Origin of the sequence: Bacillus sp. AR2-1 (genome assembly GCF_008368755.1) — a bacterium.
GTDB lineage: Bacteria > Bacillota > Bacilli > Bacillales > Bacillaceae_G > Bacillus_A > Bacillus_A wiedmannii.
On the sequence record NZ_QORY01000040.1, the window covers coordinates 1 to 23,163 of the forward strand.

Here is a 23,163-nt window from a genome sequence, read left to right on the forward strand (position 1 = left end):
AATGTTATCTAGTTTTGAAGGAATATGCCTTCATAGTTTGGTGATGATGGCAGAGAGGTCACACCCGTTCCCATACCGAACACGGAAGTTAAGCTCTCTAGCGCCGATGGTAGTTGGGACCTTGTCCCTGTGAGAGTAGGACGTCGCCAAGCAATTATTAAACCGCAGTAGCTCAGTGGTAGTGCTATCGGCTGTTAACCGATCGGTCGTAGGTTCGAGTCCTACCTGCGGAGCCATTATGCTTCCATAGCTCAGCTGGTAGAGCACTTCCATGGTAAGGAAGAGGTCACCGGTTCAAGCCCGGTTGGAAGCTTGGGAAGAGTTTTGAAATTTTTGGCCCGTTGGTCAAGTGGTTAAGACACCGCCCTTTCACGGCGGTAACACGGGTTCGAATCCCGTACGGGTCACCACTTTTGGAGGATTAGCTCAGCTGGGAGAGCACCTGCCTTACAAGCAGGGGGTCGGCGGTTCGATCCCGTCATCCTCCACCATATATATTTTAAATGTCGGAGGGGTAGCGAAGTGGCTAAACGCGGCGGACTGTAAATCCGCTCCTTCGGGTTCGGCAGTTCGAATCTGCCCCCCTCCACCATTTTCTTTAAAATAACCTGAGAGGGTTTATTTTTTTGAAAAGATAACCATACTAGTAAATATTAATGGGCTATAGCCAAGCGGTAAGGCAACGGACTTTGACTCCGTCATGCGCTGGTTCGAATCCAGCTAGCCCAGCCATTTACGAGCCATTAGCTCAGTTGGTAGAGCATCTGACTTTTAATCAGAGGGTCGAAGGTTCGAATCCTTCATGGCTCACCATTTTCGCGGAAGTAGTTCAGTGGTAGAATGCACCTTGCCAAGGTGGGGTCGCTGGTTCGAATCCCGTCTTACCGCCTTATAACTTTGGGGCCTTAGCTCAGCTGGGAGAGCGCCTGCCTTGCACGCAGGAGGTCAGCGGTTCGATCCCGCTAGGCTCCACCAAAAAGCTATTTTAAATAGCAAATGGTATGTTCTTTGTATTTAAAAAGACAACTTTCATACTTGTCGTTTAAAATGAAGAAAATGTAAAAGTAAAGGATGGGGGATAATTGTGAAAGTTGTTATTGCATCTGATTCATATAAAGAAAGCTTAAAAGCTATAAAAGTATGTGAAGCTATTGAAAGAGGATTTGGAGCAATTTTTCCTAAAGCAGAGTACGTAAAAATACCAATTGGAGATGGAGGTGAAGGAACGGTTGATTCACTTGTGGATGCTACAGATGGAAGAATGATACCTCTTCATGTGACAGGACCGCTTAGAGAACGTGTACAAGCCTTTTACGGTATGTCTAAAGATAAAAAGACAGCGTTTATTGAAATGGCAGCAGCATCAGGATTACAACATGTTCCGGTTAAAAAGCGAAACCCACTTATTACAACGACTAAAGGAACCGGAGAGCTTATACTACATGCGCTAGACGAAGGAGCTGAGCACATTATTTTAGGACTTGGCGGAAGTGCTACAAATGATGGCGGAGCAGGTATGTTGTCAGCTTTAGGGGTCAGGTTTATAAATGGAAAAGGGGAAGTAATAGAGCCATCTGGAGGAACGTTACATTCGATTGTCGCTATTGATTTTTCATGCATGGATTCACGCTTACTGCATATAAAGATAGAAGCAGCATGTGATGTAGATAATCCGTTAGTTGGAATAAGAGGAGCATCTTTCGTATTTGGGAGGCAAAAGGGTGCGAATGCAGAGATGATGAAAGAGCTGGATGAGAATTTAAAGCATTATGCGAGTATCCTTAAACAATACTTATCTTGCGACGTATCTAAAATACCTGGCGCAGGAGCCGCAGGAGGAATGGGAGCAGCTGTTATTGCAGTGTTAAAGGGAAACTTGCGGAGAGGAATTGAAATTGTATTAGACTATACAAATTTTGATAAGCATATAGAAGGAGCAGATTTAATTATAACTGGCGAAGGGAGAATAGATGAACAAACAGCATATGGAAAGGCACCTGTAGGTGTTGCGGAGCGTGCAAAGCATTTTCGTATTCCTGTCATTGCTATTGGAGGATCTGTATCTCCGAATTATCCAGCTGTTCATGAAAAAGGAATCGATGCAGTATTTAGTATTACAGCGAGTCCTATGACATTAGAAGAGGCATATAAAGTAGCGGAAGAGAATATCGAAATGACAGCAAAGAATATTGCCGCAGTATGGAAAATAGCATCAGAAAAACACTTCTAAATGTAGGAGTGTTTTTTATTATTATTTAATAATAATGATGGTAGTTGTTTCATTAAGTTAACTTTATACATAGAATAGTCTTGAAATTGGGTTTTTAAGGCGAATACAAGTGAATAATTTGTATATCCATACAGAAAAATGTCGAGTTGAGTCAGACTATATAAAAGATTTAAAATATTTAGTGAAGGCATAAAAGGGGGATACTATCTATGAAAAAAGAAATCTCAGTTATTGGAGTTCCAATGGATTTAGGACAGATGCGTCGCGGGGTAGATATGGGGCCGAGTGCAATCCGTTATGCAGGCGTAATTGAAAGAATTGAAGAAATTGGATATAACGTTAAAGATATGGGAGATATATGTATAGAGAGAGAAAAAGAAATAGATGTAAATACAAGCTTAAGAAACCTTACACAAGTTGCAACTGTATGTAACGAATTAGCAAGTAAGGTGGATCATATTATAGAAGAGGGACGTTTTCCACTTGTATTAGGTGGTGACCATAGTATCGCAATTGGTACATTAGCTGGTGTTGCGAAACATTATAAAAATTTAGGTGTTATTTGGTACGATGCACATGGTGACTTAAATACAGAAGAAACTTCACCATCTGGAAATATTCATGGCATGTCACTTGCAGCAAGTTTAGGGTATGGACATCAAACGCTTGTAGATTTATACGGGGCATATCCAAAGGTGAAAAAAGAGAATGTTGTCATTATCGGTGCACGTGCATTAGATGAAGGAGAAAAAGACTTTATTCGCAATGAAGGTATTAAAGTATTCTCGATGCACGAGATTGATCGTATGGGTATGACGGCCGTTATGGAAGAAACAATCGCTTATTTATCTCATACTGATGGTGTACATTTATCATTAGATTTAGATGGTCTTGATCCTCATGATGCACCAGGAGTTGGCACGCCTGTAATTGGTGGCCTATCTTATCGTGAAAGCCATTTAGCAATGGAAATGTTAGCGGAAGCTGATATTGTTACATCTGCTGAGTTTGTTGAAGTAAATACAATTTTAGATGAGCGAAACAGAACGGCAACAACAGCAGTTGCTTTAATGGGTTCTTTATTCGGTGAAAAACTAAAATAAATGTAAGAAAAGCAACTGAGAAGTTGCTTTTTTTATTTGAAAATAAGCGTATAATAATGATTTATATTATACTGTACGATAATAATGTTTGACATCTTACCAATTTAGACTAAAGGAGGGTTGTTTGTAATTGTCGTTTGTTTCATGTATGGTATAATTAACTAGTTGTTGGAAATACATACAGATAGAGCATAAAACAATATTTCAATATATGGATAGAATTGCTCGTAAGTAGGAGGAAGGGTTAGCATGCCTTTTGAAGATACGACCATTTTGAAATATCTTAGTACGGTATTAGATATTGCCGTTGTATGGTTTATTATATATAAGCTAATTCTCATAATCCGAGGGACGAAAGCTGTTCAACTTTTAAAAGGGATTACAGTTATTATTGTCGTTCGGATGATCAGTATTTTCCTTGAATTACATACGCTTTATTGGCTAACTGAGCAAGTATTAACGTGGGGATTTTTAGCCGTTATTATTATTTTCCAGCCAGAATTGCGAAGAGCACTTGAGCAGCTAGGACGCGGGAGTTTATTTTCGCGTACTGGAACTCAGGAGGACGATGAGCCTGAAATCGTTGCAACAGCGATAGCGAAAGCGACGGAATATATGGGAAAACGTAGAATTGGTGCATTAATTACTTTGTCAAAAGAGACTGGTATGGGTGATTATGTGGAAACGGGTATTCCGCTAAATGCAAACGTATCATCGGAATTACTCATTAATATTTTCATTCCTAATACACCTCTTCACGATGGAGCAGTAATTATGCAAGGAAGTACCATTAAAGCAGCAGCGTGTTATCTTCCGTTATCGGAAAGTCCTTTTATCTCTAAGGAACTAGGAACTAGGCATCGCGCTGCAATGGGAGTTAGTGAAGTTACTGATAGTATTACAGTAGTTGTGTCGGAAGAAACTGGCCAAATTTCTTTAACGAAAAATGGTAAGTTGCATCGTGATTTGAAGACAGAACAACTGAAAGATATGTTGTTAGCTGAATTTAGTGTGAACGAAAAAACGACTTCTTCGTCTTTATGGAATTGGAGGAGAAAGCGTCATGGATAAGTTAATGGAGAATCATTGGTTTCTAAAAGGGATCTCATTACTATTGGCGTGTATGCTTTTTATGTCAGCGACTTTAACTGAAAAAAATACGACATCGGGGATAATGCCTTTCGCAAATGATGCGAAAGAAACCTTAACTAATTATGCCATTAACCTTAAGTATGATGAAGAGAAATATATTGTAAGTGGTATTCCGTCAGAGGGCGTTAAGGTGAAGTTAGAGGGCCCAAAAGCAGCAGTTGCTACAGCAAAAGCAAAAAAACAATTTGATATACCAGTTGATTTGAGAGATAGCGAAAAAGGAACTTATGAAGTTTCTTTGAAAACGAACGGGCTTCCAGATGATGTGAAAGGAACAGTTCAGCCATCAACAATTAAAATTACTCTACATGAAAAAGCGAGAAAATACGTCCATGTAGACTTAAAATTATCAAATGAGGATCAAATGCCAGCGGGTTCTACTCTCGAAAAATCAAACATTAAACCTGATACTGTTGAGGTAGTTGGGACGAAAGAAGAAATTGAAAGTATTTCATCTGCTAAGGCGTATATTGATTTAAAAGGTGTTAATAAAACTGTTACAAAAACAGCTGAAGTTACATTATACAATAGAGAAGGAAAACGTTTAAATGTAAGAACGAGTCCATCTAAAATTAGTGTAACATTGAATGTGGCGACGCAAGCTACGGCCAATAATACTGAAAAAACTGTTCCTGTAACGTATACGAAAAAGGGGAGTTTACCAGAAGGATTGGCCGTTACAAATATTAGCATTGAGCCGAGAGAAGTAACGATAGCAGGTCCAAAAGATATCTTGGATAATATACAATCGATAGAGGGGGTCGAAGTAGATCTTAGTCAATTGACAGAGTCTACAACATTCGATACCTCTGTTTTATTGCCAAAGGGTGTAACAAGTGCAAAACCGAATCAAGTGAAGGTTTCGGTAGGAGTGCAAAAAACAAAACAAACGAAAACAAGAACGATTGATGGTATATCAATTCAAAAAAATGGACTTTCTAAAGATGTTACGGCCCAGCTACTTTCGCCGCAAGATGGGAAGATAAGCGTTGATATTTCAGGAGAAACAAGTATAGTAGATAAAATAACAGCAGCTCAAATAACAGCAGCCATTAATCTGCAAAATGTATCTCCGGGGACGAAGGATGTTTCTATTCAAGTGAGCGGTCCTGGTAATATTTCAATAGAGCCAAAGCAAAAAAGTGCCAAAGTCACAATTGTGAAGAAAGAAAATCCAGATAAAGAAGTACAGGGTAACGGTGAAAAACCAGATTCAAATAATAACCAAGATAATCAAACTGAAAAACCAAAAAATCCTGAACCTGAACATAAGCCTAAGCCTGACCCGGAAAAGGAACAGGAACAAAATAAAGAAAAAGAAACTAGTCAAGAGCCAACAGTAGATAATCAAAAAGAGCCAGAAAAAGGAGCGAATCATAATGGGTAAATATTTTGGTACAGATGGAGTACGTGGGGTTGCGAACCAGGAGTTAACACCTGAATTAGCGTTCAAAATTGGACGTTTTGGTGGTTATGTATTAACAAAAGATACAGATCGTCCAAAAGTAATTATCGGCCGTGATACACGTATATCAGGACATATGTTAGAAGGAGCTTTAGTAGCAGGTCTATTATCAACTGGAGCAGAAGTAATGCGCCTTGGTGTTATTTCTACACCAGGTGTTGCTTATTTAACAAAAGCGTTAGATGCACAAGCAGGTGTTATGATTTCTGCATCTCATAATCCAGTACAGGATAACGGAATCAAGTTCTTCGGTTCAGACGGTTTTAAATTAACAGATGAGCAAGAAGCAGAAATCGAAGCTTTATTAGACAAAGAAGTTGATGAGTTACCACGTCCAACAGGTACGAACCTTGGACAAGTAAGTGATTATTTTGAAGGCGGACAAAAATATTTACAATATATTAAACAAACTGTAGAGGAAGATTTCTCTGGTTTACATATCGCTTTAGATTGTGCGCATGGTGCTACGTCTTCTTTAGCTCCATACTTATTTGCGGATTTAGAGGCTGATATTTCAACAATGGGAACTTCACCAAACGGCATGAACATTAACGATGGAGTAGGTTCTACGCATCCAGAAGTATTAGCTAAATTAGTAAAAGATAAAGGCGCTGATATCGGTCTTGCCTTTGATGGTGATGGTGACCGTTTAATCGCTGTAGATGAAAAAGGAAACATCGTTGATGGCGATCAAATTATGTTTATTTGTGCGAAGTACATGAAAGAAACTGGTCAACTAAAGCATAATACAGTCGTTTCAACTGTTATGAGTAACTTAGGTTTCTACAAAGCACTTGAAGCTAATAATATTACAAGTGATAAAACAGCAGTTGGTGATCGTTACGTAATGGAAGAGATGAAGCGTGGTGGTTACAACTTAGGTGGGGAACAATCGGGTCATATTATCTTACTTGATTACATTACAACTGGTGATGGAATGTTAAGTGCACTTCAACTGGTGAACATCATGAAAATGACGAAAAAACCATTATCTGAGCTTGCAGGTGAGATGACAAAATTCCCACAATTACTAGTAAACGTTCGTGTAACAGATAAAAAACTAGCATTAGAAAATGAAAAAATTAAAGAAATTATTCGTGTGGTAGAGGAAGAAATGAACGGTGATGGCCGCATTCTTGTTCGTCCATCTGGAACAGAGCCACTTATTCGTGTAATGGCAGAAGCACCAACACAAGAAGTGTGTGACGCATATGTACATCGCATTGTAGAAGTTGTAAAAGCTGAAGTTGGCGCTGAATAATTTGATAAATTTATTGAAAAGGAGCACAAGAAGTGCTCCTTTTTCATATGTTTTATAGACGATGAAAAAAATTTCATTGACGGTTTATCTATGTTTGTTATAAGATGGTCTTGTTCTTTTTCTCAAAGGAAATATTGTAAATTATAGAAGCGCCAGAACTACAAGTAGTGTAGTTGACGAGGTGGAGTTTATCGAGATTTCGGCGGATGACTCCCGGTTGTTCATCACAACCGCAAGCTTTTACTTAAATCATTAAGGTGACTTAGTGGACAAAGGTGAAAGTGTGATGAGAGAAAAGGAACGGATACAAACTAGCTGTATAAGTATATACGGACTTAAACCCAATCGAGAGGAAGGTGAAAGCCGTTACAAGCTTACAGGGCTAGCAATATGTAATCCGTTTTTTAGTATAAATAAAAATGGTATCGGACTATGTCGTTACATGTTCGCAGAGCAATGTAAGCATTTGTAACGGCGACTAAACATGTGTGGAATCGTAGGATTTATTGGAGAGCAAGATGCAAAGGAAATTTTATTAAAAGGTTTAGAAAAGCTAGAATATCGTGGATATGATTCAGCAGGTATTGCAGTACAAGCAGAGAACGGTGTTGTTGTATACAAAGAAAAAGGTCGTATTGCAAAACTTCGCGAAATCGTAGATGAGAACGTAGCAGCAAGCGTGGGAATCGGTCACACACGCTGGGCTACACATGGTGTTCCAAGCAAAGTAAACGCGCATCCGCATCAAAGTACATCAAAACGCTTTACACTAGTTCATAACGGTGTAATTGAAAACTATGAATTAGTGAAAAAAGAATATTTACAAGATGTAACGTTCGTAAGTGAAACTGATACAGAGATTATCGTACAGCTTATGGAACAACAAGTGAGCACAGGACTAAGTGTAGAAGAAGCGTTCCGTAATACGCTATCTCTTTTACATGGCTCTTATGCAATCGGATTACTTGATGCTGAAAATCCAAACATGATTTATGTTGCTAAAAACAAAAGCCCGCTATTAGTAGGTGTTGGTGACAACTTTAATGTTGTGGCGAGCGACGCTATGGCGATGTTACAAGTTACAGATCAATTTATTGAGTTAATGGATAAAGAAATCGTAATCGTAACGAAAGAAAGTATTACAATTAAAAACTTACAAGGTGAAACGATTGAACGTGCACCGTTTACAGCGGAATTAGACGCAAGTGATATTGAAAAAGGAACATACCCTCATTTCATGCTTAAAGAAATCGATGAGCAACCACTTGTAATCCGTAATATAATTCAAAAGTATCAAGATGAAAATGGCGAGATTGAACTGAATGCAGACATCCGCAATGCGATTTTAGATAGCGATCGTATTTACATCATTGCATGTGGAACAAGTTATCATGCAGGTCTTGTTGGAAAACAATTTATCGAGAAGTTTGCAAAAATGCCAGTTGAAGTGCACGTAGCAAGTGAATTCTCTTATAACATGCCATTATTAACAGAAAGACCATTCTTCATTTACATTTCACAAAGTGGTGAAACAGCTGATAGCCGTGCAGTACTTGTGCAAACAAATGAAATGGGTCATAAAGCATTAACGATTACAAACGTACCTGGTTCTACGCTTTCTCGTGAAGCTGATTACACACTTCCATTATATGCGGGACCAGAAATCGCAGTTGCATCAACGAAAGCGTACACAGCACAACTTGCAGTACTTTCAATTTTAGCTGCGGACATTGCTAAAGCAAAAGGCGAAGTTCTTGATTTTGATTTAACACACGAATTAGGACTTGTAGCAAATGCAATGATAGAACTTTGTGATCAAAAAGAAGAAATGGACGCATTAGCAAAACAATTTTTAGCAACAACTCGTAACTGTTTCTTCATCGGACGTAGCGTAGACTTCTACGTAGGATTAGAGGGTGCGTTAAAGCTAAAAGAAATCTCTTACATCCAAGCAGAAGGATTTGCTGGAGGAGAATTAAAACACGGTACAATCGCCTTAATCGAAAATGGTACACCAGTTATCGCACTTGCTACACAAGAGCACGTAAACCTTGGAATTCGTGGTAACGTGAAAGAAGTAGTAGCACGCGGAGCTAACCCATGTATCATCTCAATGAAAGGCTTAGAAATGGAAGGTGACAGCTTCGTATTACCAGCTGTACACGAAGCGCTAGCACCGCTAGTAGCAGTTATTCCATTCCAACTTATCTCATACTACGCGGCACTTCACCGCGAATGTGACGTTGATAAGCCACGTAACTTAGCTAAGTCTGTTACTGTTGAGTAGGAGATTAGTAGGTTAATAAATATAGTTGTGGATTTGAAATAAATTTACGAATCTGCACCCCTTTAGATATGTTATCTAAAGGGGTATTTTTGTGCCAAAAAAGAACATCTAAAATTGCTAAGTGGATAGCACCCTACTAATGAAAGTTTTACTTTATCGGATTTGGAATAGAACCATTTTTATTTATCTGAATTTTCCGTTACTATTTTAAGTATCAGTGAACAATTTTCTTTATTATGAAGAGAAGAGCCGATAGATTCATGGACATTACAAGGGGGCTTATTATATGAAAGTGAAAGCAAAAACATATTTAAGTATAGAAGAGATTATTTCATTATCGGCCTTATCAAGTACAAACATAAGTGATGATAGCAAAAACGTAGCATTTGTAAAGAAGTCAGCTAACTGGGAAGACAATACGTATAGAAATCATGTATGGATATATGAGAAAGATAAAGGGAAGAGTTACCCACTAACAAATGGGGATATAGATAGTACACATCCATTATGGTCTCCAGATTCTAAGAGCATTGCATACCTTAGACCAGGCGGTGACGGAGCTAATAAAAATCAGATCTTTGTTAAGTCAATAGACGGTTGTAGTGAGGTTCAAATTACGGATGAGAAGGAAGGAGTTAATACATTCAAATGGGAGCCTACTGGTAAAGGTTTTTATTATATTGCACAGTCAAAAGAATGTGAGGAGATAAAGAAACGTAAGGAACGATATGGAGATTTCCATCATGTAGGTAAGGAACATCAGAATAATTGTTTATACTACATTGAAATAGAAAAAGTGAAACAAAACGATAAACAGGAACGGAAGGTTAGCGGTGTTTATCAACTAACGGATGGTAAGGATTTTTATATACATAACTTTGATATTTCAAATGATGGGAAAAAGGTTGTATGTATGGCTACACCAAGTTTAAACGATTATATGAATGGTGATCTATACATATTAGATGTTGAAGCTGGGGAACTACAAAAAATGAATATGGATAAGTTGTTAGGAGGGAGCGTCTGCTTTTCTCCTAAGGGCAGCAAAATATGTTACGCAGCAAGCATAAGAGAGAAGGATTACTATAGAAACCATATACAAGATAGTACATTAGAGATATATGATATGAATACGGGAGAGGTAATTCAACCTTTAACCGATTTTGATAGTACGATTATGCCATTACAGTGGACAGCTAAAGGGATTTTAATTAGATGGCAGGATAAAACGAATTACCGTATTGGCTTGCTACGTGAGGATGGCACTATGGAAATGTTAAGCGAAACAGTAGATGGCTTTATAATGGATGCCTCTATAACAAGGGATGGCAATCATATAACATATACTAAGGCTATAACGAATGAAACCTTTGAAATCTATTTGAATGATAAAAAAATAACAAACGAAAATAGCTTTTTCGAAGGAAGGCTTAAAAGTAACAGAGAAATCATCTCATGGAAAAGTAGTGATGGTCTTGAAATAGAAGGTGTTTTATCAACCCCAGTAGAGTTTGAGGCAAATAAAAAATATCCCTTATTAGTAGTAATTCATGGTGGTCCGAATTGGGCATCCTTTCCGATATTTTCAGACTGTTTTAATGAGAAATATCCGATTGAACAATTTATCGAAAAAGGCTTTATTGTTTTAGAGCCAAACTATAGGGGAAGTTCTGGTTATGGTAATGAATTTTTAAAAGCAAACTATAGAAAACAAGGAATTGCTGATTATGATGATATTATATCTGGAGTGGATGAACTAGTTGAAAAGGGGATTGTAGATAAAGAGAGAGTAGGAGTTATGGGATGGAGTAACGGGGGATATATATCAGCTATCTGTTCTACATGTAGCAGTAGATTTAAAGCTATTTCAGTTGGGGGCGGCATTACGAACTGGAGTACCCATTATGTAAATACAGATATCCCTTACTTTATTAGCATGTATTTAGGAAATACTCCATGGAATGATCCAGAGATATACAAGAAAACATCACCAATGACATATATTAAATCAGCCTGTACGCCTACCTTAATTCAACATGGGGAAAAGGATACAAGAATTCCAATTACAAATGCATATGAGCTATATGAAGGGTTAAGAGATATGGAAGTCGATACAGAGTTAATTATATTTAAAGGAATGGCATATAGTCCTAATCAGCCAGGAATGAAGGTAGCTATTATGAAGCAGAATTTGATGTGGTTTTCACACTATATTCTTGGGGAAAGTATGAAAGATTTTCGTACTATATAATGGATATCCACACAGGGATTTTTCGTTTTGCAATCGTGTCAGATTGTTGAAAAAGAGATACAACAAATTATATAATTTATTGTAAACTGCATGCAAACTAGTATTGAAAAAATGTAAATGATTATAAGGAAACGTAATTCGGAGGACTAATATGACAGAGAATAAAAATGAGTTATCTGTAGAACAACGTGAAGAACTATTAAAAGTATTACAAGCTCGTTTTGAGAAAAACATGAACCGCCATGAAGGTCTTGAATGGGATAAGATTGAAGCGAAGCTGGCTACTAATACTGAAAAATTGTGGTCAATTCATGAAATGGAAGTAACTGGCGGTGAGCCGGATGTTGTTGGTTATAATGAAGAGAAGGACGAGTATACTTTCTATGATTGTTCAAAGGAGAGTCCTAAAGGCCGCAGAAGTCTTTGTTATGATCTTGAAGCGTTAGAGGCAAGAAAAAAACATAAACCAGAAAATAACGTTATTGATGTGGCAACTGCTATGGGCATTGAACTATTAACGGAAGAACAATATCGAGAGTTGCAACAGTTTGGGGATTTTGACATGAAATCATCAAGCTGGGTACAAACACCTTCAGACATTCGAGAACTCGGCGGTGCTCTATTTTGCGATTATCGCTTCGGACACGTTTTCGTGTACCACAATGGAGCAGATTCCTATTATGCTGCTAGAGGATTTCGTGGTTCGCTAAAGGTCTAAATTTGAAAAAAGTAAGAGTATGTTTTAATTAATCTTTTTAAAACATGCTCTTTTCTATAATTGTTACTTAGAGTTATTTATATTGGTTTGATTAACTTATGTAAGAACTATAATGCTATGTAAAATTAATTAATATCTAGCATATTAGTAAACTTATACACAGAGGTGTAGAAAAAAAGGATTTCTAAAAATAGGAGTTCTTTTTTATTTGTTGTCAGGATTTTTAAAGAATTTAGAGATTTCATAGAAAACAAACGGGATATCGAGTAAAATGTTAAGTATTGTTTTCAACATTCAAAAGGGTATTTTGGAGGTTCTTTTCGCGAATTTTTATAAGTCTATTAAAGGAGGAAGATATATCTAAAATAGCAAGATATATCAAATTAAACATGAGTATTACATTTCATAAAAAGGTAGTAGCATTAACAGCAGGACTAACGGTATTATCTTCATCTATGATATCGTTCGCAGAGGAACAACAATCAGTAAATAACTATCAATCTATAAGTGCTCTGGAACAAGGTGGAACAGATCAACTTCAGGTATCAGATGAACAGGCTTTAAAAAGTATTGAAGAGAGTTTTGAAGGAGTAGACGGACGTGGTGGAGGTACTGTCGATAATAAGAAAGTGGACAGTCTTCAAGGTTCAGAAGGTATGTATGAAGAAACAGGTACATTAACGGTTCCTAACAATTCAAATAGAACAAAACGTAGTCTTTCTTTTTCAGCTCCTAAAGTTTCTAGTACTATAAATGGCGTCCCATTCACTGAATGGATTGTTCCAACTGGTAACGAGAATATTCGTCCCCAAAACCATATGGTTCCAAAGTATATTACAATTCATGAAACTGATAATAAAAACGTAGGAGCAGGAGCTAAAAACCACGCTCAATACTTATATAACCAAGCAACAGGGACAACAGATCGAGCTGCATCATGGCACTTTACAGTAGATGATAAGGAGATTTATCAACACTTACCATTAAACGAGAACGGGTGGCACGCAGGAGACGGTGATGGTTCAGGTAATAGAGAATCTATTGCAATTGAAATTGCAGTTAACAGTGATGGTGACTATAATAAGGCAGTAGATAACGCTAAGAAACTTGCAGCTTATTTAATGAAAGAAACAGGTGTCCCATTAAATAATGTTGTAAAACACCAAAAATGGAGTGGTAAAATCTGTCCTGCTATTATGATTAACAGTGGACAATGGGTTCCATTCGTAAATGGTGTTGAAGGATATTATAATAAATTTTATCAACCAACAGACGATATAACAGGAGGTTGGTATGAGCCAGCTATTCGTGATTTGAATAGAAGAGGTATTATGGTCGGAGAAGGAAATGGCATTTTTGCGCCTAATAGATCTGTAACAAGAGCTGAGTTTGCTCAGTTAATCTCTAATTCTTTAAGTCTTCCAGCTGGAGATGCAACGTTTAAAGATTTAAACGATGTAAATCCAACTTTACGAGAGGGTATTAAACGTACTGCAAGTGTAGGTATCATTTCTGGTAGAGGAGATGGTAATTTTGACCCTAACACACCTATTACAAGAGAAGAAGCTGCAGTTATTGTAAATAAAGCTTTAGAGTATAAAAAAATAAGTGGACCATTGGCAAACTTACCATTTGCAGATAAAGATCAAATTATCTATAAAGAAGCAGTACAAAGATTATACGGTTTGGGTATTGTGAAAGGTATGGGGGATAATCTGTATGTCCCTAAAGGCACGACGACTCGTGGTGAAACAGCAGCATTCATTTTAAACATGCTTCAAGTAATTGAAACTGGTAGTGTTCAAAAAGGAATTGGTACAGTTGAAATTAATGGAATTGGGGTAAATGTTCGTAGCGGAGCGGGTGCTAGCTACTCTGTTGTTAGAAAAGCCAGCAAAGGTGAAAAAGCTACAGTATATGAAGAGAAGAGTGGCTGGTTAAGAATTGGTACAGGTGAGTGGGTTTATAATGAACCTAGTTACATGGTATATAAGAAGGATAAAAATTAAATCGTTAAGAAGCAGAATGGATTACTGGACAAGTCATTCATTCTGAAGGTGGATTTAAAAGATAAAAAGAAGGTATCTCACCCTGGTGAGATACCTTCTTTTTTAATCTTTCTTCAATCTTCGTGCAACACCATTCCCTAAAGATTGTAGCCCTTGAACGAGGATAATTAAAATAAAGACAGTTGCATACATTACTTCAGGTTCGTAGCGTAAATGTCCGAATCGATATGCTAAATCACCAAGACCGCCAGCACCTACAAGTCCAGCCATTGCTGTTGCACCGATTAAACCAATCGTTGCAATTGTTAATCCAAGTACAAGGGAGGGACGAGCTTCTTTCACCATAACGTGCCAAATGATTTTTATAGTAGAAACGCCCATCGCTTGATAAGCTTCAATAACACCACGATCCACTTCTAATAAAGCTGTCTCCATTAATCGTGCAATATAAGGGGCCGTGAATACGACAAGTGGTACGATGACACCTTGCACACCAATGGATGTTCCCATTAGAAACTTTGTAAAAGGTAAAATAAAGAATAGTAGAATGATAAATGGAAGAGAGCGAATAACGTTAATAATTGTATTAAGAATTGGATAAATGATTTTATTTTCGTGCTGTCCACCAGGTCTCGTTAAAACAAGCGTGACGCCAAGTGGTAGTGCAATAAGGATAGAGATGAATAGTGAAATAGATGTCATTTGAAATGTTTGAATGGTTGCTTCCCATATGACTTTACCCCATTCATCCAAAAAGGACTTGTTTCCCATAATCTGTTCTACCTCCTTCTACGATGATCCCTTGCTCTTGTAAAAATGATAAAGCACGGTCTATTTCAGCTTTTTCACCTTGCATATGAATAATCAGTTTCCCATATGCTTCATGTTTTAGCTGTGTAATATTACCGGATAAAATATTCGGATACACTTGAAAGCGCTTTGTAGCGATAGCTAACGCTGGTTCGCCAGAAGAGTTCCCTATAAATGAAAGTGTTACGATTTCTCCGGTTCTTTGAAGTTCTTTTTGTACTTCTTCTGGAATTTTAGCTGCAAATGCACTGTTTACGAATTTCTTCGTTGTTGTATGCTGTGGGTTTGTGAAGATATCCTTCACAGTCCCGCTTTCAACTACTGCTCCATGTTCCATAACAGCAACTCGGTCACATATACGCTGGATAACATTCATTTCATGTGTAATTAATAAAATTGTGATCCCGATTTCTTCATTAATCTTTAATAATAGGTCGAGAATAGATTCAGTTGTTTCTGGATCCAAAGCACTCGTTGCTTCGTCGCTTAATAACACTTCCGGTTCATGTGATAGTGCACGTGCAATGGCAACACGTTGCTTCTGGCCGCCAGAAAGTTCGCTCGGATATGCATCTTTTCGGTTAAAAAGATCGACAATACGTAAATACTTTTCTACCCTTTTTTCAATTTCATTTTTGGGAAGACCAGATAGACGTAACGGTAATGCGATATTTTCATAAACTGTCACAGTTTTAAGTAAGTTGAATCCTTGAAAAATCATTCCGATTTTTTGTCTCGATTTTGCTAGTTCTTTTGCTGATAAAGTTGTTAAGTCTTGGCCGTTTACAATGATATTTCCTGTCGTTGGTTTTTCTAATAAATTTACACATCGAATTAATGTACTTTTACCAGCGCCACTATATCCAATGATTCCAAATACTTCGCCCTTTTTTACTTGAAGGGAAGTAGGTTTAAGAGCTTCTACATTCCCTTTTTTTGTTGTAAATACTTTGGATACATTTTTTAATTCAATCATTATCGTCAGCTCCTACCAAGATGGTAAAACTGAACCATCAAATTTTTTCTCGATAAATTCTTTTACTTCTTTAGATTGATAAGCTTTCTTTAATTTATTTACAACAGCATCATCTTTATTTTCAGTACGAACAACGACCCAGTTTACATATGGTGAATCTTTTCCTTCACGGAAAATAGAATCTTTCGCAGGGCTTAATTTTGCACCTAATGCAAAGTTTGTATTAATTGCAGCTGCTTTCACTTCACTTAGTTGTGTCGGTAATTGAGATGCCTCTAATTCAACAATTTTTAATTTCTTTGGGTTTTCAATTACATCTTTCGCAGTCGCTTTTTCTGTAGCCTTTGGATCCACTTTTAAAACGCCTGCTTTTTCAAATAGTTTTAAAGCTCGAAGTTCATTCGTTGGATCATTTGGTACAGCGATTGCGTCGCCCTCTTTTAAGTCTTTTACATCTTTTATGTCTTTAGAATATACGCCCATAGGGAATGTTACTGTTGAAAATACTTCAGTTAATTTCATATTGCGTTCAGCTTTAAATACGTCTAAATAAGATTTCGTTTGATAGCTATTTACATCGAGGCTTTTTTCATCTAAAGATACGTTCGGTGCTACATAATCATTAAATACTTTTACATCAATTTCGAGACCGTCTTTCGCTGCCACTTCTTTTACCTTTTCAAAAATTTGTTCATGCGGTCCACCCGTTACACCGACAGTAATCTTTTTCTCATTTAATGCTTTTACCTCTTTATCAGAATTAGCACCACATGCACCTAACAATAATACCGCTCCACTTACAATGCTCAATAATACTTTTTTCATCTATAGTTCCCCCTTCATATACGTTCCAAAATAAAAAGCACCTCTCAAAAATAAGAGAGGTGCCGAATAGACAAAATAGGTTCCTCTCTTATCTTCCAAAACGAAAACTCGTTTTGCAGGAATTAGCACCTTAGCTTATACGTCATAAGCTCGGTTGCCGGGCATCATCGGGCCAGTCCCTCCGCCACTCTTGATAAGAGTATGTGTATGTAGTTTTTTAATATGGTACTAATAGTAAATCTTACAAATAGAATTGTCAATATTATTTTCTGAATATATTTTATTTTAAGGTAATGGAAACATTCCCTTTTTTATGTCCCTTTTCCACATGCATATGAGCTTCAGCAATTTCTTCTAATCGGTAAGTTCTATCAATAACGGGCTTTAGTTTTTCCGTTTCGACTAGTTTTTTTAATAGAATCATATCCTCTTTACTTACCTTGGCCATCATTCCATTAATAGATACATATTTTCCATTGGATGTTAATGTATTTGTACAAAGGGATTTTTTATACTTCCCAACTGCATCAAATATAATATCGTAGCGCTCGCCCGGCTTAGTAAAATCTTCTTTCGTATAATCAATTACTGTATCAGCTCCTAAAGATTGAACGAGTTCAAAATTTGAATTACTACAAACAGCCGTAACGGTCGTACCGAAATATTTAGCAAGTTGTACAGCAGCTGTTCCTACTGATCCGGAGGCACCATATATGAGCACTTGTTGCCCTTTTTTTATACGGCCCTTTCTCAGGAAATGCAATGCTGAAGTTCCACCAAAAGGAATAACTGCCGCTTCTTCATACGTCACATTGGTAGGTTTTAATGTTATTAATCCACTTTCATGTACACATGTATATTCAGCATAAGCACCAGCATGAAGGCCAGTTAATGCAAAGATAGGATCTCCCTTTTTAAATTGAGTTACATCTGTTCCTATTTCTTCGATTTCACCGGATAACTCTACGCCGAGTATAGGGTTTCTCGGTTTTCTGAAACCTAATATGATCCGCATAGGAATCCAAAATAAGAGGGGACTATTAAAACCGCGTATTCTACAATCTCCAGTCGATACACTTGTTGCGTGAATTTTAATTAATACTTCGTTCTTTTTAGGTGTAGGTTTCTCTATATTTTGAAGCTGAAGAACGTTAGGTGGTCCATACTGTGTGCAAATGATCGCCTTCATAATGACCTCCTGAAATGAGTTGTTGTTATTTACATCATATTTAAAACCTTCATTAAACATGTCGCTATATAGCGAATATAGATTAAAAATTATATAGATTTCATAGGAAAAGAGGTGATATTATTTTGGGGAAGGGGGCGACATTATGAAAAAAATTATTTTTGTTTCAAGTTTAGTACTTGCAATCAGTCTAGGGGTAGGGTGTAGTAATGAGAAAACAGCAAAGACGGATGAACCGAAAAAAGAATCAGTTCAAAAAGAAAAAGAATTAGCAGCGAAGGATGTTTTCAAGAAAACGAACGAAGCTTTTAAAAATGAAGAGCATGTAACGATGACATATGGTGTAGGGGTAAAAGCTGAGGGAACAGAGATGGATATATTAAAGGCTAAGATGCAATTAGAGCCAAAGACAAAGAATTCTCGTTCTGAAATGAATATTTCCGGTACAGATGTTGTAGTGTATACTGTGGATGGTAAAGTTGCTGGTGAGGTAAAAAACCCTAATACAGGAGAAGTTATAACCGTACCAGAGGAGCAATTAAACGCTGGTGGAATGAAAGCGACTCAAGATATTATAGATAAGTTAGAAGTACCAGCAGTAGTTTTAGATAAAATAAAGATGGAGAAAAGCGGAGATAAATATAAACTGAAATTTACATTAAAAGGGCAAGAAACAGAAAGTATGTTAACTAGCATGGATGAAACACAGAAGAAAATGTTACAAGCACAAAATGCGAAGATAGAAGAAGTGGATGCAGAATATATCATTACAAAAGATTTTAAATATGAATCAGCAAAGATAGACATGATTATGAGTAGTAACGGCAAGGATAAAGCACACATTATTACGAACGCAAAATATACGTCGTACGAAAAGTTTGACCCAATACAATTGCCGGCAGCAAAGTAATAATTTTGATGAGGGGGGACCTAAAATAAGGTGCCCTCTTTTTTGTATACTTTCTTCATAGGAAAATAGGTACAATATGAAGAGGGAAAACTGTAGAAGAGGAGAGTGTCATTTGAAAAAAAGAAAGATAGCGGTGGTCATTGTGGCTTATACAGTGTTGCTTGCAACATCTGTAAATACATATAAAGAGCAACTAAAGCACCCTATTATGAGCGATGTAGGAAAGTTGCTTCCAACGAAAATTAAACGTGTTGAAAATGCTGAGGATGAACGTTCATTAAAACAGGTAGTGAAAGATGCAAATACTTCCGGAGAGAAAATTTCCATTGCAGGTATGCAACATAGCCAAGGAGGACAGACGTATTATCCGAACGGCACGATGCTTGATATGAAGGGGTATAATAAAATATTAGAATTTGATCCGGAAGAGAAGAGGATTAGGGTGCAAAGCGGTGTCACATGGAATGACATTCAACAGAAAATCAATCCATATGGTCTTGCGGTTCAAGTAATGCAATCTCAAAACATTTTTACTGTTGGTGGTTCATTAAGTGTGAATGTACATGGGCGTGATATTCGTCATGAAGCATTGATTGATACAGTAGAGTCATTCAGATTGTTAATGGCAGATGGTACGGTACGTAATATAAGTAGAGAAGAAAATGCAGAGCTATTTCCATATGTCATAGGTGGTTACGGGTTATTTGGTGTCATTTTAGATGTGACATTAAAGTTAACTGATGATGAATTATATGAAATGCATACGAGAATGATAGATTATAAAGAATACACATCTTATTTCAAAGATAAAGTGAAAAGAGATGAAAATGTTCGTATGCACTTAGCCCGTATTTCTGTTGCCCCCAATTCATTTTTAAAAGAGATGTATGTGACAGGTTATACATTGGCGAAAAATCAAAATATGAGGGAAGAGTACAGTGAATTAAAAGAGGAAACTATTATAGCTGCACCGAAATTTTTACTCGGATTATCCCGTTATAGCGATTGGGGAAAGAATACATTTTGGGATATACAAAGAAGTTATTTTGAGCGTACAGATGGAGCGTATGAGACGCGAAATAATGTTATGAGGTCAGATAGTGCCTTTATGGAATATGAAAATCCGAATAGAACAGAAGTGTTACAAGAATACTTTGTGCCTATAGATTTCTTCACGGAATACATAGATGATTTACGTAACGTATTAAATGAAGAAGAGTTTAATTTGCTCAATATTACGATTCGTTATGTGGAAAAGAATGAAAATGCAGTTTTATCCTATGCGAAAGATGATATGTTTGCGCTAGTTCTTTTAATTAACCAAGGACGCTCAGAGGGTGAAATAAAGAAAACAGAAGATGTCATTCAGAAAATGATTGATGTTACTTTAAAACATAATGGTAGTTATTATTTACCGTACTATTCGTATCCAACGAAGGAGCAGTTAAAGAGGGCATATCCTCGTATAGAAGAATTTCTTCAGAAGAAAAAAGAAGCGGATCCGAAAGAGAGATTTGTGAATTTATTTTATAGGGAGTATACGAAATGACATATAGAAGATTTGTAGCGTCACAAAGCATAATTATGATGGCGGGAAGTATGGTATTTCCTTTTTACATTCTATTGCTTCGGAATGTTGGGAATAGCTTCTCGCAGTTTGGCTGGGCGTATGGCTTATTTGCTTTAACTTCAGCACTTGTATATCCATTAGTAGGAAAGATGTCTGATCGAGTAGGCGATCAAAAATTATTAATTATATATGCTTGGTCCATGGCAATATTAATGCTTTGTTTCCCGATTGCCACGGAAGTCTGGCATGTGTATATTCTTCAAATTGTAATGGGAGTTTTAGGTGCTGTGCAGCGTAATACCGAGAAGACGTCGTTAGCACGAAAGGTTGTGCAAGAAAATGCTGGTTATGAGATTGGAAAATATCATGTGTGGACATCGATTGGAGGAGCAATAGCAATTATTGCAACGGGATATTTAGTAGATTTCTTTACGATTGGCACCATTTTTTATATTGCATCTATCTTATATGTAGTGAGTGGGATTGTATTAAGTAGTAAAAAAATATAATCATCCCCATTTTTACCTGAATACCCTTTATTTGTTATACTAAAAGGGAAAATAAAAGAAAAGGGGACATTGCCTTTGATGAAATTTTTAATTTTAGCTATTCTCACTTTGTTTTTGATTCCATGGACAAGAAGCGGTAGTAAACTTCGAGCAGTGGATAAGAAAGGGGATGAGAAGGTTGTAAAGGGTAAGAAATCATCCATTTTAGTTATTCCTGTATTATTTTGGATAGGTATTGCAATCTATGAATATCTTTGGCTAATCGATGATCGAGCAGATTCGATTCTTACTCATTATGCCGTTGCAGTAGCAGTTTTAATTGGGCTTGTTTTATTTTCACAAAATCAAATAGGGAAATTAGAAGGTACGTTAAAGGGACTTCTGATGTTTGTTTTACTCGCAAGTTACGGCTATTTTGGTTATTTACACGATATAGTAATCACGCAAAAAAAATATGATTCTGTTGTGAAGATCGAGAAAGATATTTCAGAGCCGTTTACTGAAAATGATCAACCGTTTACAGTGCCGCCAAAGACAGCGGAGAATAAAATGAAAAAAGTATTTGGGGATATTCCGAAAGTAGCTTATTTTGAGCTAGGGGAATTAACGCCACAAATGGTAAATGGTGAGGCTTTATATGTAGCACCGATTGAAGTTTCAGGCTTTTTTAAAGCACGTAAAGCTGAGACAATTCCAGGGTACGTAACGATGTCAGGTACGAATCCTGATGCGGAAGCGAAACTGCATCTTGGTTATAAAATGAAATATGTGCCGAGCATGTTCTTCGGGAATAATTTAGAGCGTGTTGTAAGGCAAGCAGAACCAAATCTAATCTTTAAAGGGAAACCTAAATTTGAAGTGGATGATAAAGGGAAACCGTATTATACAATGACGTATGGTGAATTTATTTCAGGAAGATCTGGATTTGAGGTAGAGGGCGTTGTAGTAGTAGATGCACAAACAGGTGAAGTGAAAAGATATGATAAAGGAAAAGCGCCTAAATTTGTTGATGGTGTATTAAATCACGAGACCGCATCTACATTAAATACGTACTTCGGTAAATATATTCACGGATTTTGGAATACGAAATTCTCGCAAACGGATATGAAGATTCCGACTGAGTGGGGAACGAAAGAAGGAGTTACACCAATTTTCGGTAAGGATGGAACGTTATATTACTTTACTGATTTCACCTCTCCAAAAGAGGGAGTAGATTCTGCGTTAGGTTACTCGCTTATCGATGCGCGTACAGGTAAGTTGTATTACTATAACGGAAAAGAAGTGAAGGGGATTATGGATGGTTCAGCTGCTTCGGAAGTAGTGGATAATTCCTTTAAGAGAGAGAAATGGCATGGAACGATGCCGGTTATTTATAACGTGTATGGTAAACCTTCTTGGATTGTACCTGTTATTGATGACGGGGGATTAGTACGTGCTCATACAGTTATCTATGCTTCTAATGCGAAAATATTTGCAACAGGTTCGACGCAAAAAGAAGCGCTTGAGAATTATAAAAATGCGCTGAGTGGAAGTGGAGATTCATTTAGACCGACTTCAAATGGTAAAGAAGCACAAAAAGAAGGCGTTGTACAACGTGTATATAAAGAAAAATCAGGTGAAAATACAATTGTGTATGTACTGTTAGAGAATGAACAAAAAGTATTTATGATACCGGTGAAGAAATTCCCATATGCTATGTTTACAGAAGTGGGAGATCCAATTCAAATCACATATTTAGATACAGGAGAGGCGATGTCTTCCGTATCTAAATTTACAAATAGCAATTTGAAAAAGTAAAGCGATAGAAATTCTATCGCTTTTTTTTACGGTATGAAACAGGAAAATGAACTATACTTGACGTATGTTTATGTTGTAACTATAATTGTTACGATTTAGTA

General features: G+C 37.0%; 18 protein-coding genes, 8 tRNA genes, 1 rRNA gene and 1 riboswitch. Of the genes, 23 read left to right on the top strand and 4 right to left on the bottom strand.

Annotation, left to right across the window (positions count from 1 at the left end; genetic code table 11):
* Window positions 1-36: 36 nt before the first annotated feature.
* The 19 genes from rrf to DT250_RS29890 all read left to right on the top strand — a co-directional run bounded on the left by rrf (window position 37) and on the right by DT250_RS29890 (window position 14,476).
* Window positions 37-152, top strand: a 5S ribosomal RNA gene (gene rrf, locus DT250_RS29800).
* A 9-nt stretch (window positions 153-161) separates the two neighbouring features.
* A tRNA-Asn gene (locus DT250_RS29805) sits at window positions 162-236 on the top strand.
* 4 nt (window positions 237-240) lie between these two features.
* A tRNA-Thr gene (locus DT250_RS29810) sits at window positions 241-313 on the top strand.
* Window positions 314-335: 22 nt separating this feature from the next.
* A tRNA-Glu gene (locus DT250_RS29815) sits at window positions 336-410 on the top strand.
* A 5-nt stretch (window positions 411-415) separates the two neighbouring features.
* Window positions 416-491, top strand: a tRNA-Val gene (locus tag DT250_RS29820).
* 17 nt (window positions 492-508) lie between these two features.
* A tRNA-Tyr gene (locus DT250_RS29825) sits at window positions 509-592 on the top strand.
* A gap of 65 nt (window positions 593-657) precedes the next feature.
* Window positions 658-732, top strand: a tRNA-Gln gene (locus DT250_RS29830).
* A 5-nt stretch (window positions 733-737) separates the two neighbouring features.
* Window positions 738-813, top strand: a tRNA-Lys gene (locus DT250_RS29835).
* An 86-nt stretch (window positions 814-899) separates the two neighbouring features.
* Window positions 900-975: transfer RNA gene (locus DT250_RS29840), tRNA-Ala, on the top strand.
* A gap of 109 nt (window positions 976-1,084) precedes the next feature.
* Window positions 1,085-2,230 carry a glycerate kinase gene (locus DT250_RS29845; protein ID WP_097891812.1) on the top strand — a complete coding sequence of 382 codons (1,146 nt, stop codon included), beginning with the start codon at window positions 1,085-1,087 and terminating at the stop codon, window positions 2,228-2,230.
* A gap of 209 nt (window positions 2,231-2,439) precedes the next feature.
* On the top strand, window positions 2,440-3,333 hold the full coding sequence (gene rocF / locus DT250_RS29850) for an arginase (protein ID WP_088061671.1): 894 nt from the start codon (window positions 2,440-2,442) through the stop codon (window positions 3,331-3,333).
* Between the two features lie 249 nt (window positions 3,334-3,582).
* The gene (cdaA, locus tag DT250_RS29855) at window positions 3,583-4,404 is read left to right on the top strand and encodes a diadenylate cyclase CdaA (protein ID WP_097907823.1); all 822 of its coding nucleotides are present in this window, start codon (window positions 3,583-3,585) and stop codon (window positions 4,402-4,404) included.
* Window positions 4,397-5,872, top strand: coding sequence for a CdaR family protein (locus tag DT250_RS29860; RefSeq protein WP_149214245.1), 1,476 nt, complete (start codon window positions 4,397-4,399; stop codon window positions 5,870-5,872). Before cdaA ends, DT250_RS29860 begins: the two co-directional genes overlap by 8 nt.
* Complete coding sequence (gene glmM, locus DT250_RS29865) at window positions 5,865-7,211, top strand: phosphoglucosamine mutase (protein ID WP_000521485.1); 1,347 nt, start codon at window positions 5,865-5,867, stop codon at window positions 7,209-7,211. The genes DT250_RS29860 and glmM overlap by 8 nt, the downstream gene beginning before the upstream one ends.
* Before the next feature lie 286 nt (window positions 7,212-7,497).
* Entirely contained in the window at window positions 7,498-7,683 is a 186-nt protein-coding gene (locus DT250_RS29870; RefSeq protein ID WP_001208183.1) for a hypothetical protein, read from the top strand.
* Window positions 7,684-7,695: 12 nt separating this feature from the next.
* The gene (gene glmS / locus DT250_RS29875) at window positions 7,696-9,498 is read left to right on the top strand and encodes a glutamine--fructose-6-phosphate transaminase (isomerizing) (RefSeq protein WP_000334153.1); all 1,803 of its coding nucleotides are present in this window, start codon (window positions 7,696-7,698) and stop codon (window positions 9,496-9,498) included.
* Between the two features lie 286 nt (window positions 9,499-9,784).
* A complete protein-coding gene (locus DT250_RS29880) occupies window positions 9,785-11,749 on the top strand; it encodes a S9 family peptidase (protein ID WP_149214246.1) in 1,965 nt (654 codons plus the stop codon).
* Between the two features lie 151 nt (window positions 11,750-11,900).
* Window positions 11,901-12,467, top strand: a complete 567-nt coding sequence (locus tag DT250_RS29885) for a DUF4256 domain-containing protein (RefSeq protein ID WP_149214247.1) — start codon at window positions 11,901-11,903, stop codon at window positions 12,465-12,467.
* A gap of 389 nt (window positions 12,468-12,856) precedes the next feature.
* Entirely contained in the window at window positions 12,857-14,476 is a 1,620-nt protein-coding gene (locus DT250_RS29890) for an S-layer homology domain-containing protein (protein ID WP_149214248.1), read from the top strand.
* A gap of 102 nt (window positions 14,477-14,578) precedes the next feature.
* Here DT250_RS29890 and DT250_RS29895 read toward each other — a convergent pair whose 3' ends face one another.
* The 4 genes from DT250_RS29895 to DT250_RS29910 all read right to left on the bottom strand — a co-directional run bounded on the left by DT250_RS29895 (window position 14,579) and on the right by DT250_RS29910 (window position 18,276).
* Window positions 14,579-15,247, bottom strand: coding sequence for a methionine ABC transporter permease (locus DT250_RS29895; RefSeq protein ID WP_088061690.1), 669 nt, complete (start codon window positions 15,245-15,247; stop codon window positions 14,579-14,581).
* Window positions 15,222-16,262: a methionine ABC transporter ATP-binding protein gene (locus DT250_RS29900; RefSeq protein ID WP_149214249.1), complete on the bottom strand. Its 1,041-nt coding sequence runs from the start codon at window positions 16,260-16,262 to the stop codon at window positions 15,222-15,224. Before DT250_RS29900 ends, DT250_RS29895 begins: the two co-directional genes overlap by 26 nt.
* Window positions 16,263-16,274: 12 nt before the next feature.
* Window positions 16,275-17,087 carry a MetQ/NlpA family ABC transporter substrate-binding protein gene (locus DT250_RS29905; protein ID WP_149214250.1) on the bottom strand — a complete coding sequence of 271 codons (813 nt, stop codon included), beginning with the start codon at window positions 17,085-17,087 and terminating at the stop codon, window positions 16,275-16,277.
* A gap of 85 nt (window positions 17,088-17,172) precedes the next feature.
* Window positions 17,173-17,287: riboswitch (SAM riboswitch) on the bottom strand.
* A gap of 80 nt (window positions 17,288-17,367) precedes the next feature.
* Window positions 17,368-18,276: an NAD(P)-dependent alcohol dehydrogenase gene (locus DT250_RS29910; protein WP_149214251.1), complete on the bottom strand. Its 909-nt coding sequence runs from the start codon at window positions 18,274-18,276 to the stop codon at window positions 17,368-17,370.
* Window positions 18,277-18,421: 145 nt separating this feature from the next.
* On the opposite strand from DT250_RS29910, the gene DT250_RS29915 reads away from it, so the two are divergent.
* The 4 genes from DT250_RS29915 (at window position 18,422) to DT250_RS29930 (ending at window position 23,062) form a co-directional block, all read left to right on the top strand.
* Window positions 18,422-19,186, top strand: coding sequence for a hypothetical protein (locus DT250_RS29915; protein ID WP_149214252.1), 765 nt, complete (start codon window positions 18,422-18,424; stop codon window positions 19,184-19,186).
* 112 nt (window positions 19,187-19,298) lie between these two features.
* Window positions 19,299-20,735 (top strand): FAD-binding oxidoreductase, encoded by a 1,437-nt coding sequence (locus DT250_RS29920; protein ID WP_149214253.1) that lies wholly within the window; start codon window positions 19,299-19,301, stop codon window positions 20,733-20,735.
* A complete protein-coding gene (locus DT250_RS29925) occupies window positions 20,732-21,265 on the top strand; it encodes an MFS transporter (RefSeq protein ID WP_048567287.1) in 534 nt (177 codons plus the stop codon). Before DT250_RS29920 ends, DT250_RS29925 begins: the two co-directional genes overlap by 4 nt.
* 78 nt (window positions 21,266-21,343) lie before the next feature.
* Window positions 21,344-23,062 (top strand): DUF3981 domain-containing protein, encoded by a 1,719-nt coding sequence (locus DT250_RS29930; protein WP_070169275.1) that lies wholly within the window; start codon window positions 21,344-21,346, stop codon window positions 23,060-23,062.
* Window positions 23,063-23,163 lie beyond the last annotated feature (101 nt).